Source organism: Beduini massiliensis (assembly GCF_000829905.1).
In the GTDB taxonomy this organism is placed as follows: domain Bacteria; phylum Bacillota_I; class Bacilli_A; order Erysipelotrichales; family Coprobacillaceae; genus Beduini; species Beduini massiliensis.
In genome coordinates this window covers 213,759-226,098 of record NZ_CDPP01000002.1, presented here as the reverse complement: position 1 = coordinate 226,098, position 12,340 = coordinate 213,759, and the positions used below count along the sequence as shown (strand labels likewise).

The 12,340-nt window shown below is 37.5% G+C and carries 19 protein-coding genes; 18 read left to right on the top strand and 1 reads right to left on the bottom strand.

The features are described 5' to 3' along the window. Positions 1-3 precede the first annotated feature (3 nt). The 5 genes from BN1225_RS01175 to BN1225_RS01155 all read left to right on the top strand — a co-directional run bounded on the left by BN1225_RS01175 (position 4) and on the right by BN1225_RS01155 (position 2,892). Complete coding sequence (locus BN1225_RS01175; protein ID WP_041137996.1) at positions 4-501, top strand: GNAT family N-acetyltransferase; 498 nt, start codon at positions 4-6, stop codon at positions 499-501. 50 nt (positions 502-551) lie between these two features. Beyond that, the gene (locus BN1225_RS01170; RefSeq protein ID WP_041137995.1) at positions 552-827 is read left to right on the top strand and encodes a hypothetical protein; all 276 of its coding nucleotides are present in this window, start codon (positions 552-554) and stop codon (positions 825-827) included. A 6-nt stretch (positions 828-833) separates the two neighbouring features. Beyond that, positions 834-1,460: a hypothetical protein gene (locus BN1225_RS01165; RefSeq protein ID WP_041137994.1), complete on the top strand. Its 627-nt coding sequence runs from the start codon at positions 834-836 to the stop codon at positions 1,458-1,460. A gap of 45 nt (positions 1,461-1,505) precedes the next feature. After that, positions 1,506-2,138 carry a heavy metal-binding domain-containing protein gene (locus BN1225_RS14470; RefSeq protein WP_052466177.1) on the top strand — a complete coding sequence of 211 codons (633 nt, stop codon included), beginning with the start codon at positions 1,506-1,508 and terminating at the stop codon, positions 2,136-2,138. Between the two features lie 139 nt (positions 2,139-2,277). Beyond that, positions 2,278-2,892 (top strand): ECF transporter S component, encoded by a 615-nt coding sequence (locus BN1225_RS01155; protein ID WP_041137993.1) that lies wholly within the window; start codon positions 2,278-2,280, stop codon positions 2,890-2,892. 38 nt (positions 2,893-2,930) lie between these two features. Here BN1225_RS01155 and BN1225_RS01150 read toward each other — a convergent pair whose 3' ends face one another. After that, positions 2,931-3,800: a helix-turn-helix transcriptional regulator gene (locus BN1225_RS01150; protein WP_041137992.1), complete on the bottom strand. Its 870-nt coding sequence runs from the start codon at positions 3,798-3,800 to the stop codon at positions 2,931-2,933. Between the two features lie 191 nt (positions 3,801-3,991). Here BN1225_RS01150 and BN1225_RS01145 point away from each other — a divergent pair, with 191 nt between their 5' ends. The 13 genes from BN1225_RS01145 (at position 3,992) to atpG (ending at position 12,334) form a co-directional block, all read left to right on the top strand. After that, complete coding sequence (locus BN1225_RS01145) at positions 3,992-4,342, top strand: hypothetical protein (RefSeq protein WP_041137991.1); 351 nt, start codon at positions 3,992-3,994, stop codon at positions 4,340-4,342. Positions 4,343-4,433: 91 nt separating this feature from the next. Continuing rightward, positions 4,434-5,018: an L-threonylcarbamoyladenylate synthase gene (locus tag BN1225_RS01140; protein ID WP_041137990.1), complete on the top strand. Its 585-nt coding sequence runs from the start codon at positions 4,434-4,436 to the stop codon at positions 5,016-5,018. Then, complete coding sequence (gene rpiB / locus BN1225_RS01135) at positions 5,015-5,455, top strand: ribose 5-phosphate isomerase B (protein ID WP_041137989.1); 441 nt, start codon at positions 5,015-5,017, stop codon at positions 5,453-5,455. Before BN1225_RS01140 ends, rpiB begins: the two co-directional genes overlap by 4 nt. 19 nt (positions 5,456-5,474) lie before the next feature. Beyond that, entirely contained in the window at positions 5,475-6,722 is a 1,248-nt protein-coding gene (locus BN1225_RS01130) for a serine hydroxymethyltransferase (protein WP_041137988.1), read from the top strand. A 15-nt stretch (positions 6,723-6,737) separates the two neighbouring features. Then, positions 6,738-7,361, top strand: a complete 624-nt coding sequence (upp, locus tag BN1225_RS01125; protein WP_041137987.1) for a uracil phosphoribosyltransferase — start codon at positions 6,738-6,740, stop codon at positions 7,359-7,361. Beyond that, positions 7,348-7,548 (top strand): AtpZ/AtpI family protein, encoded by a 201-nt coding sequence (locus BN1225_RS01120; RefSeq protein ID WP_041137986.1) that lies wholly within the window; start codon positions 7,348-7,350, stop codon positions 7,546-7,548. The genes upp and BN1225_RS01120 overlap by 14 nt, the downstream gene beginning before the upstream one ends. Then, a complete protein-coding gene (locus tag BN1225_RS01115) occupies positions 7,549-7,929 on the top strand; it encodes a hypothetical protein (protein ID WP_052466175.1) in 381 nt (126 codons plus the stop codon). A gap of 5 nt (positions 7,930-7,934) precedes the next feature. Beyond that, complete coding sequence (locus BN1225_RS01110) at positions 7,935-8,615, top strand: F0F1 ATP synthase subunit A (protein ID WP_052466207.1); 681 nt, start codon at positions 7,935-7,937, stop codon at positions 8,613-8,615. A 34-nt stretch (positions 8,616-8,649) separates the two neighbouring features. Next, positions 8,650-8,877: an ATP synthase F0 subunit C gene (atpE, locus tag BN1225_RS01105; RefSeq protein WP_041137985.1), complete on the top strand. Its 228-nt coding sequence runs from the start codon at positions 8,650-8,652 to the stop codon at positions 8,875-8,877. Positions 8,878-8,906: 29 nt separating this feature from the next. Next, on the top strand, positions 8,907-9,410 hold the full coding sequence (gene atpF, locus BN1225_RS01100; protein ID WP_041137984.1) for a F0F1 ATP synthase subunit B: 504 nt from the start codon (positions 8,907-8,909) through the stop codon (positions 9,408-9,410). Continuing rightward, the gene (locus tag BN1225_RS01095) at positions 9,410-9,943 is read left to right on the top strand and encodes a F0F1 ATP synthase subunit delta (RefSeq protein WP_041137983.1); all 534 of its coding nucleotides are present in this window, start codon (positions 9,410-9,412) and stop codon (positions 9,941-9,943) included. The genes atpF and BN1225_RS01095 overlap by 1 nt, the downstream gene beginning before the upstream one ends. Before the next feature lie 9 nt (positions 9,944-9,952). Beyond that, a complete protein-coding gene (atpA, locus tag BN1225_RS01090) occupies positions 9,953-11,479 on the top strand; it encodes a F0F1 ATP synthase subunit alpha (protein ID WP_041137982.1) in 1,527 nt (508 codons plus the stop codon). A 6-nt stretch (positions 11,480-11,485) separates the two neighbouring features. Beyond that, on the top strand, positions 11,486-12,334 hold the full coding sequence (atpG, locus tag BN1225_RS01085; RefSeq protein WP_041137981.1) for an ATP synthase F1 subunit gamma: 849 nt from the start codon (positions 11,486-11,488) through the stop codon (positions 12,332-12,334). Positions 12,335-12,340 lie beyond the last annotated feature (6 nt).

The following is a 12,340-nucleotide window of genomic DNA, read 5'->3' as shown; positions in this document are numbered from 1 at the left end:
CACTTGTTTGGATTTATTCAAACCAAACGGTTGAGAATTCGACCATTGGAAGAAAGAGATATTTATCCTTTATATGAATATCGCCATCTTGATGAGATTAAACGTTATCAATCTTGGGACGACTATTCTATTGAAAAAGCAACGGAGTTAGTCAGACGCAATACAATGCATCCATTTACAGGCTATTTCGATTGTGGAAACTTTGCTGTTGAATACCATGGTGAATTGATTGGCGATCTTTTTATCGGAGTGAATGTCAATAATCAACAAAGCGTGAGTATCGGCTATACATTTCATCCTGCCTATCATCATATGGGATTTGCCCGTGAAGCGGTCAGTGCAATGATTGACTATTTATTTATGTATTTTAAAAAGAATGAAATTGATGCCTATGTCATGGAAGGAAATGTCGCGTCTATGCGTTTGCTCATTTCATTAGGATTTCAACTCATTGATTATGATGAGAAATACGGGGACTATTTTTTTAGATTACTAAAATGAATAGTCTTTTTCTATTTTCTTTGTTAGAATAGATAGTGGAAGGTGAAAACATGGATAAACAAACAATAAAAAATTGGATAGGTGATACATCAGAACTCTTTACAAGTACCGCAGAATTATTAGATAAAACTGCGCTTATTTTAGAAGACGAACTTTATAATGATCAGGATGGGAAGCAAATTATTGATACGATTTACCAAGTTTTAGGAGAAAACGGGGATAAGATGCAAAAATATCTTATTCACTGTGTTTGCAGTGAACTTTCTAAGACAACAATAGACCCTATGAAAATTGAAAAATGGTATGATGCTTTAATAAAGGAGTAATGAAATATGTTAGAAATTAAAAACAGCAGTGTGATGAATTTTGAAAATGCCATTCGTGGGGCACGTAATCCAATGAATAGCTGGAACCGTATGGACAGTACTTATGATGAAAAGGGACAATACATACTAGGACCTAATGATTTAAGTTTGGCGATGCGTTTAGCAAAAGCCGGGAGCGATCATCGTAAATATTTGCGTCAGGTTTTTGTTTCTGTGGATATTACAGCTCCATTATATTGGTGGAAAGAATTTGATACATATAAAGTAGGAACAGTTGCCAATTCTACTTCAACTATGCATAAAATAGCGAGCAAACGTTTTACGATTGATGATTTTTCACATGACCATATGAATGAAATGACATTAGCTTGTTTAAACCAAATTGTTGATACTTTAGAAACTTTACGTCAGCAATACTTAGAAACAAAAGATAAAATAGTTTGGTATAGCATGATTCAGTTGCTTCCGAGCAGCTATCAGCAAATGCGTACTTGCAGCATGAACTATGAAACATTAATTAATATTTATTATGCTCGAAAGAACCATAAGCTAGCAGAATGGCATACCGTTTGTGATTGGATCGAAACTTTGCCGTATGCAAAAGAATTAATTTTAATAAAAGACGAAAAATAAAACAAGAGGACACTTACGTCCTTTTTTTGCTAGGAGGGAATGAAAATGGCAGTTTGTATGAATTGTGGTAAAAAGACCGGAATGCGTAATCCGGAATATTATTTGGACTCTGATATGACCCAAGTTCTTTGTGGAGAATGCTATAAGAAATTAGCGCATTTTCAAATAAAATCAGATGAAAACGATATCCAAAAATTTGATGAAACGTTTAAGCTGATTCAAATGGAAATGGAGGAGCACACATTTAATGATGAAACAAAGACGGCAATAAATCGATACTTGCAGAAACGACGTGCGAAGATAGAACGCAATATCCTTGATGAAAAGAAAAAATATATTGATCTGAGTAATATGAATACCCATCTGCTGACAACCGGATATAATTTTGAAGGGTATGAGATCAGTGCATATTTAGGTGTCATCAGCGGGCAGTCAGCGTTAGGGTCAGGAGCGTTCAGCGGGTGGAGTGCTGCTGCAAACAATTTTTTAGGGACAGAATCCAGTTATTTTGGTAATCGTCTTATCGAAGCAAAAGAAAGTGCGACACGTGAACTGATCATCAGTTCGTTGATGAAAGGTGGAAATGCTATCATTGGCATCGATTTTGATTATATTATCATTGAAGGATTGATTACTGTTATAGCCAATGGAACAAGTGTAATAACAACAAAGAAATAAATGACAATTTCTTATAGATTCGCTATAATAAAAATGCCTTATAGATCTATGGTAGTGATCAAAAGACACTAACCTTCTAAATAAAAGGCAATATTAAAAATCGCATGGCATCCTAAGAGGAGCGATAGTGGAGGAATTGATGAAAAACAAAAAAATTTTTAGAATGGCTTTTTTAGCGATGATGATGGCTATTTTGGTCATCATGATGTGGACCCCATTAGGGTATCTTCCATTCGGGGGATTACGTATTACGACAATGCATATTCCGGTTTTGATCACGGCAATGGTATTAGGTAAAAAAGAAGGCATGATAATGGGAGCTTTATTTGGTATTAGTTCAATAGTAATGAATACATTGCAGCCCACCTTAACTTCTTTTGTGTTCTCTCCGTTTATTACGGTGGGAAATGTGAGTGGAAATGGATATAGTTTAATCATTGCTGTTTTGCCTAGAATATTGCTGGGGTGGAGCAGTGGATGGATTTATGAAAAACTTACTTCTGATAAAAACGAAACTCGCAGTATCATGCTAAGTGCATTTATAGGAACATTAAGCAATACGCTTTTGGTACTGATGGGAATCTACCTTTTCTTTGGTTCTGCTTATGCAGTGGCAAGAGGTATTGAGTATTCTGCTTTGGTTACAGTTTTGCTGACAACAATTATGACAAATGGTATTTTGGAAATCCTGTTGGCCATAGTTATTTGTTTAGCGACAGTAAAAGCACTGCAAACAAGAAAGCTGAAAGTATAATTATTCCCCGATAACATACAACGTTATCGGGGATGTTTTTATTTTATAGGCACTAACTCTATATAACCTCTTGTTCCAATCGGTTCGAGCTGAATCTTAGGCTGATCATGATCCCATTGATAATGAATCACAGCAGGATCATATTTTTCGATTGCAGATTGAACGCTTTCAATCGCCTCACAATAGTCTTCTTCGTTAAACGGTTCTCCCTGAAACATCAAATATTTAGTAGCGGGCAATTCGATGATATCCAAACCTTCAGGGATGATATCATTATAATCCAAAGAGACTTCCGCTCCTTGTACATATTGAGACGTGTTGGGTAACTGATAGTGCTCAGGCAGCCAGAGGCAAATCGGTTCCCCGTTTATTGATTTAATGCTTTGCAGAAGGCCCCAAACATCACATCCTACTTCTTCACAATAAGACCAGTAATCCTTTGCTTGGAGGCCTCTTTTGATAATGACTTTGCGAGATGGCTTATCAATGACGTGAATAAAAATATTTTTTGAATCTAACATCGGTATTCTCCTTTCGATATGTCTGAATTTAATGCCATAAGGAACGAATAAATATATCGGTATCGGATGGGCAGCGTATTCACTGGGATTACAGCCGAACTCACGCAAAAAAGCTCTCTGATAGCCATCGACGCTTTTGAAACCTAAATCAAATGCAATTTCAATAATTTTGCATGGCTGATCACGCAGTCTGATCGCAGATTTTGACAATCTTAGCTTACGAATATAGTCTGAGGGAGACAGCCCTAATTGTTTGATGAATAAGCGCCGAGAGTACCAAGGAGAAAACAAAGACACTTTGGATAAATCGGCAGGGGTAATATCTTGTTGTAAATGGGTTTCAATATAATCCTGCATACGCTGTACCGCTTCAATTTGCTCTTGCATATCCATCCCTCCTTACATTTTCTATTATAGATTCTCCCGGTAATAGTCTCTCGACCATTTTTGCCAATCGGTTTTATGATCTGACTTTATTATACGTATTAACTTTGCCAAAAGAAATAAAGTTCTTTATTTTTATTTTGATGAGGTTTAAAAAATAAAGGAGTGGTCATAATCCAAATGAGGTGAGAAACATGTTCAGAAAAATATTTTGTACCTTTTTAATTGGAATGACATTATCTAATCCGACATCTTCCAAAACTTTCAGCATTGTAGCAAATTCAAATACAAAAGAAGATATCGCAGAGATGTATCAATATAAAAATGAGATTATTAAAAGTTATCAGGAAATGATTACAGGGGTAAGCGAAGAAGAAGTTATGGAAGATTTGACCATCCTTTATCCACAGATGAATTATGTGAATAATCAATTGGTTTTAGTCATCGGTGAAGGAAAAGGAAAAAGCATCAGTGGTGAATTAAAAAAGGATTACTGTGAGGTAGAGGTAAAGCCAAAATCATTTATTGGCGGTTTGTTTGACTAGCACATCGTGTGCTTTTTTTGTTGTCTATTAATTTTGTGTTAAAATTCCCTTTTTATTTTATTTATGATATGATGTCTTAGAGGTGAAGCCGATGGAAACACAAATCAAAAAAAGAGCGGAAATAGACGCTGTTGTGACTGCTTTAAAGCAGGAAAAAGTAGTTGCTTTTCCTACGGAGACAGTCTATGGATTAGGCGTTATATATGATTCAAAAATAGCGATAGAGCGCTTGATTGAAGCAAAACAGCGGGATATGTCAAAGCGCTTTACATTGATGCTGTCAGATAAAGAAGAGCTTGACCAGTATGTTTATGTCTCCTATCGGGACCAATTGATTATAGATAAATTTATGCCGGGAGATATTACGGTTATCCTAAACAGTAAAAAAGAAAAAGGAACGATTGGCATTCGTATACCGGACGATGTGTTTGTTCGTGAATTGATACGAAAAACAGGAAAACCATTGTATGTGACGAGTGCAAATATTTCGCATCAGCCCAGTACCACAACGACAAAAGAGGTACTAAAACAGCTGAATGGTCGTATTCCGCTTATCGTAGAGGGAGAATGCGGTCATCTCCAGGCGAGCAGTGTGGTAGATTTAACTACGGATGAAATTAAACTATTAAGACAAGGAAGAATCACGATTGAAATGATTGAGGAGGAACTGAAATGAAAATAGCGATTGCATGTGATCATGGCGGATATCGCCTTAAAGAGGTATTAAAAGCAGCGATGATTGCTCAAGGATATGAGGTTATCGATTTTGGAACAAACAGTGAAGAAAGTGTGGATTATCCGGATTATGCTTACAAAGCAGCAAAAGCAGTAGCAGATAAAGAATGTGAACGTGGTGTCGTCGTTTGCGGAACAGGTATCGGGGTCAGCATTGTCGCTAACAAAGTCGATGGTATTCGTTGTGCCTTAGTACACGATTTGTTCAGTGCTAAAGCAACACGTCAACATAATGACACGAATATGATTGCCATGGGCGGACGTGTGATCGGAGAAGGATTAGCTTTAGAAATATTAAATACTTGGCTTCATACTGATTATGAGGGAGGACGTCACGATCAGCGTATCGAAAAAATGATGGCTATTGAAAAACAATAAAAACGAGAGGGGATTTAGGATGAATGACTTTAGAGATGAATTAGTATTTGAGGCAGTAGAAAAAGAATTGATGCGTCAAAGAGAAAATATTGAGCTGATCGCATCTGAAAATCTTGTATCAAAACAAATTATGGAATTAGCCGGAAGCGTATTTACAAATAAATATGCGGAAGGGTATCCGGGGAAACGTTACTATGGTGGCTGTGAAAACATGGATACGGTTGAATCTCTTGCAAAAGAGAGACTGTGTGAATTATTTGGCAGTGAATATGCCAATGTTCAGCCGCATTCAGGGGCGCAGGCAAATACCGCTGTTTATTTGGCAGTCTTAAAAAACGGAGATCGTGTATTGGGTATGTCATTAGCTGATGGCGGGCATTTAACACATGGTCATCCTCTAAATTTTTCCGGAATGAATTATGAATTTGAAAGCTATGGTGTAGACCGAGATACCGAAACAATTGATTATGAAGCCTTCAAAGAGAAAGTTTTGGCGTTTAAACCAAAGTTGATTGTTGCCGGGGCAAGTGCCTACAGCCGAGAAATCGACTTTAAAAAAATGCGTGAAGCAGCAGATGAAGTCGGAGCCATGCTGATGGTGGATATTGCACATATTGCCGCTTTAGTAGCGACAGGTTATCATCAATCACCGGTTCCTTATGCAGATTTTGTTACTTCAACGACACATAAAACATTACGCGGACCTCGTGGTGGAGTGATTATGTGTAAGCAAAAATATGCGGCAGCCATTGATAAAGCTGTATTCCCGGGAATGCAGGGTGGACCATTAATGCATATTATTGCGGCTAAAGCTGCTTGCTTTGGCGAAGCGCTAAAGCCGAGCTTCAAAGAATACGTTAAAAATGTAGTGTTGAACGCTAAAGCGTTGGAAAATTCTTTAAAAGCAGAAGGCTTCAGATTAGTTTCAGATGGAACGGATAATCATTTATTATTAATAGATGTAAATGCCAGCTGTGGGATCAGCGGTAAAAAAGCAGAACGCTTATTAGATGAAATTCATATTACGGTCAATAAAAATGCGATACCATTTGATACAGAGAAACCATTTAAAGCAAGTGGAATCCGTGTTGGCTCTCCGGCAATGACAACCAGAGGGTTTACTGAAGAAGATTTTATTGAAATTGGAAAGATCATTGCCTATCGTTTGAAAAGTGAAGAAACTGAGGAAGTAAAAGCAGAATGTATCCGTCGTGTGAAAGCGTTGACTGATAAATATCCTTTATATGAAGGATTAACTTATTTATAGAGAAAGGAGGACACCATGGCAACATTTGTTATTGAACATCCATTGATTACTCATAAATTGGCAATCATGCGTAATAAAGAGACTAAATGCAAAGATTTCGCAGAAAATCTTAAAGAAATCGCGACGCTTGCCGCTTATGAAGTGACGAAAGATTTACCAACAAAAGTGGTGGAAGTCGAAACCCCTTTAATGTCGACCTCAACAAAAATGCTGGCTAAAGATGTAATTCTGGTGCCTATTTTAAGAGCCGGATTAGGTTTCTTAGATGGAATGAAATCGGTAATTCCCAATGCTAAAGTCGGACATATTGTGATGAAACGTGATGAAGAGACTTTAGAAGCAAAGGAATACTATGCCAATTTCCCCAGTACAATCAATGAAGATATGATCATTGTTTTAGATCCGATGCTGGCAACCGGATCAAGTTTGGCAAAAGCATTAGACAGTATTAAACAAAAAGGTGCCAAACATATTAAGTTCCTATGTTTAGTGGCAGCTCCTGAGGGAATCAAGCTGATTGAACAGCTTCATCCGGATGTAGATCTTTATATCTGTGCTGTTGATGAAAAACTCAATGAACAGGGTTATATTTTGCCGGGACTTGGCGATGCAGGGGATCGTATCTTTGGAACAGAATAAGATTTGGAAGTATATCGTATTGGCACTGGGAATCGGCTGGGAAATATTCGGCGTTTTGATTCTTAGTGTCTTTATCGGTCTGGCAGTTGACCATTATTTTGGAATCAAGCCAATCGGAATATTGTTAGGAAGTGCGTTAGGAATCGTAAGCAGTTTTAAACAAATTCTGCGATTAGGAGGGAAATAAGTGAAGGAAGAAGAAGCCATTGTAAAAAAATCAATCCCCGTCTTTTTGACAGTGGCGGCAGTCACAGCAATAGTGGGTTTGTTATTTGGGGAAATATCCTATGTTCTTGGATTAGGCTTGGGGTATGGGATCAATTTAATCATTTTTAAGATTATTACGATTACTGTTGACAACATTCTTTTATTTAGAAGCAAGATTTCCGCAATGATCGTCATGTTTAGTTATCTAATTAAAATGATCGTCTATGGTTTTGGATTTTTTCTAGCTGTAAAACTCCCTTCAGTTTTTAACATATTTACTGTAACAATTGGCTATTTTATGATAAAATTGACTATATTCTATTATGATTATAGGATTAGAAAGCGAGGTGAGGGTATGTGAATACAATGCGTTTGATGTTAGCGGATATTCACATCATCATTCAGCCAGAACTTATATTTTCTTTGATCATCATGGCCGCAATCTGCCTTTTTTGCGTTTATGCGGGAAGAAAGATCAAAGCAGCGGACCCTTTGGAAAAGCCTAAAGGAGTCGTCTTAATTTGTGAAGTAGGTGTACGTACAGTGCAAGATTATATGGCATCCATTATGCCGGAAAAATTTGCGAAAAATTATTACCCCTATTTCGCATTGATGTTTGTGTACTTAGTGTGTGCCAATTTAAGTGGATTGATCGGGTTTGATTCGCCGACATCCAATTTTTCAATCACATTAGCGATCACTTTGATTACATTTACATTAATACAATACAACGCTATTAAAAAGAAAGGTGGACTGACCTACATCAAAGAATTAGTTTGGCCGCCCACCAATATTTTAGGAGCAATTTCACCGCTTATTTCATTATCTATGCGTTTATTTGGTAATATTTTAAGCGGAACCATCTTAATGGGGTTGGTGTATAGTTTTACCGGGTGGCTTTCATTCAAAATCATTCCGTTTAACTTTGTCGGACCAATCTTAGCTCCTGTACTACATGTTTATTTTGATGTATTTGCAGGATGTATTCAAACGTTAGTGTTCGTAACACTCTCATGTATTCTGATTGCTATTGAAGCAGAAGAATAAAACAAAATAAAAACAATATTGGAGGATTTAAAAAATGACAGACGTTGGATTAATCGCGATCGCTGCAGGAATCGCAGTATGTGCCGGATTAGGAACCGGTATCGGTGAAGGGATTGCCGCAAGTAAGGCAGTTGAAGCAGTAGGAAGAAACCCAGAAGCAGAAGGAAAAATTCGTACGATGATGATCTTAGGGATTGCCTTATCAGAAACAGTAGCGATTTACGGGTTATTGATCGCCTTCATCCTATTATTCGTTTATTAATCATCATTAATTAGAATAGGAGGAATAAGATGGATATCAATATAGCCGGAAAATTATTCCCGAATATCACGACATTGATCGTACAGCTATGTTCAACAGGTATCATGCTTTTAGTATTCAAGAAATACTTATGGAGCACGATCAGAGAATATATGGCTAAGCGAGCTGAAGCGATTGAAGGAAATATTACAGAAGCTCGACAAATGAATGAACAGGCGAAAGTCTTTGTACAAGAAAGCGAGCAGCAGGCACGAGAAGCTGCCAAAGAATATCGTGCGACAATTCAAAAGGCGAAAGAAGATGCGGCTAAAGTAAAAGAAGGAATCTTAGCGGAAGCAGCACAAGAAGCTAAAATAAAGATTGAACAGGCAGATCGAGAAATCGAAGCTGAAAAATTAAAAGCAAAAGAGGAAATGAAACAAGAGATCATTGAGGTTGCTTTTGAAGTTGCGGAAAAAGTAATGAATAAAGAAGTCGATGAAAAAACAAATAAAGATATGGTCGATGAATTTATCGACGATTTGGTGAACTAATGGAGTCCGTAGCACTGCGTTATGCTTCTTCCTTGTTTGAGCTGGCTCAAGAAGAAAGAAAGATCGAACGCTATGAAGCAGATTTAGCCTTAGTGAAGAATATCATTTGCTCAGATGAAGAAGTATCAAGCTTTTTTATGCATTTTAATGTGGATAAAAAAGCAAAGAAAGAAACAATCGATAAAGCTTTTGGTAACAGCATATCTGTGTATGTATTGAACTTTATCAAATTACTGATTGATAAAAACCGAATGGGTTCTCTGTCGGAGATTATTCAAGCCTATCATTCTTTGACGAATGATTATTTAGGGATTAAAGAGGGAATGCTTTATTCAAGCATGCCGATAGCTGAACAGGAAATAAAAAAACTGGAACATGTTTTATCAACAAAGATGAATAAAAAGATCGTTTTGACACCAAAGATTGATGAAAGTCTGATCGGCGGTATCAAAGTGGTGATTGGAAATCATGTGATTGATGGAACAGTCAAAAATAAAATGAGCTTATTGAAAAATGAGCTGCTTAGAAAGTAGGTGGATCGAGTGGGTCTTAGACCAGATGAAATCAGTTCAATCATAAAAGAACAAATCAAACGTTATGACGAAGTCGTTGAAACAAAAGATATCGGAAAAGTCATGACAATCGGAGACGGTGTTTCATTGATCCATGGATTAGACAATGCCATGCTGGGTGAATTGTTGGAATTCCCACATGAAGTCTATGGGATGGTTATGAATCTTGAAGAAGATTATGTAGGTGCCGTATTGCTTGGTCAAAGTGATGAGATCAAGGAAGGCGATGAAGTAAAACGTACCGGAAAGATCATTGAAGTACCGGTCGGAGATGAAATGTTAGGACGTGTTGTGAATCCATTAGGACAAGCGATTGATGGACAAGGACCAATCCTGACAAATAAAACAAGACCAATTGAAAGAGTAGCCCCAGGGGTTATGACAAGAAAGTCAGTGAGTGTCCCCCTTCAAACAGGGATCACTTCAATTGATGCGATCATTCCAATTGGACGTGGTCAGCGTGAGTTGATCATCGGCGATCGCCAAACAGGTAAAACAGCGATTGCGATCGATACAATCCTAAACCAAAAGGGTCAGGATATTTATTGTGTTTATGTTGCAATCGGGCAAAAGAATTCAACTGTTGCTCAAATCGTTGAAAAACTGCGTCAAGGCGGAGCAATGGATTATACGACCATTGTATCGGCATCTGCTTCAGAATTGGCTCCGGTACAATATATTGCCCCTTATGCAGGGTGTGCGATTGCAGAAGAGTGGCTGGATAAAGGAAAAGATGTTTTGATTGTTTACGATGACTTATCGAAACATGCCGTTGCTTATCGTACTGTGTCTTTATTATTAAAAAGACCACCGGGACGTGAAGCTTACCCAGGGGATGTATTCTATCTGCATTCAAGACTGTTGGAACGTGCCTGCCGTTTAAATGATGAAATGGGTGGAGGATCAATCACTGCCTTGCCAATCATTGAAACACAAGCCGGTGATATCTCTGCTTATATCCCGACGAATGTTATTTCGATAACAGATGGACAGATCTTCTTGCAGCAGGATTTATTTAATGCCGGATTCAGACCGGCAATTGATACCGGATTATCAGTTTCTCGTGTAGGATCGGCTGCACAGATCAAAGCAATGAAACAAGTTTCGGGATCATTGAAACTGGAATTAGCACAGTTTGCGGAAATGCAAGCCTTTGCTCAATTTGGATCAGATTTGGATAATGCAACAAAAGCAGTATTGGATCATGGTCAAAAAGTACGTGAAGTGTTAAAACAGGCACAGTATTCACCACGCAGTGTAGAAACTCAGGTCATCACGCTGTTTGCCTTAAAACATGGCTTTACTAAACAAATTCCGGTAACTAAAATTAATTTATTCATGGATGAACTGTTGGAAGAAATAGCGTCAAATCATGATGACTATATTCAGGAAATTAAAGTGGAAAAAGCCATTTCACCTGAATTAGAAGCGAAGCTAAAAGAAACTATCGGAACTTTTGCGGAAAGATTCGTAAAAACCGCCGAAAAAGAAGGATAGCGGCTTATGGCTGGAATGCAGACGATCAAGCGTCGTATTCGCTCGGTCGAATCAACTAAAAAAATCACGAAAGCGATGGAGTTAGTTGCCACTTCTAAATTAAGAAAAACAAGAAATCAATTAGATCAATTAAAGCCTTACTATAACACCGTTCGTTCAACAGTTGCAGAAATCCTAGAGTCAAGTCAGGGTCAAAGTGACAGTCCTTATTTAATGAAGAATGATGTTGATAAAACTGTTTATATCGTGATCACTTCCAGTTTAGGATTATGTGGGGGATATAACGCCAATGTCATCAAACTGGCATTGGAAGAAATCAAAGCAGATGATTTGGTTTATACGATCGGGACAAAAGGCTATAGTTCATTAAAAAGAAGTTTCGCTTCTGTCAATGAGAGTTATATGCACGTCAATCAGACCTTGGATTTTAATGAAATCGTACGTTTGGTCAATGAGCTGAAAAACTTATACTTAGAAAAGAAAATTGGTCATATTAAAATTATTTATACAGAATTTGTTAATAATCTGCGTTACGTTCCTCATGCTGTGACATTGCTGCCAGTGACGGCTGATAAATTTGTTAAAAGCAGTCACGCAAATAAAGAAACATTATTTGAACCCAGCCCGGAAGCAGTATTGGAACAATTAATTCCAATGTATTTACAGGCAGTTATCTATGGTTATTTGGTAGAATCGATTACCAGTGAGAATGCTTCAAGAAGAACATCGATGGAAAATGCAAACGATAATGCAGAAGAATTAATTGAAGATCTATTATTAAAATACAATCAAGCAAGACAGACAGCGATTACGAATGAAATTTCAGAAATCGTTGCCGGTGCTAATGCTCAATAAAAGGAG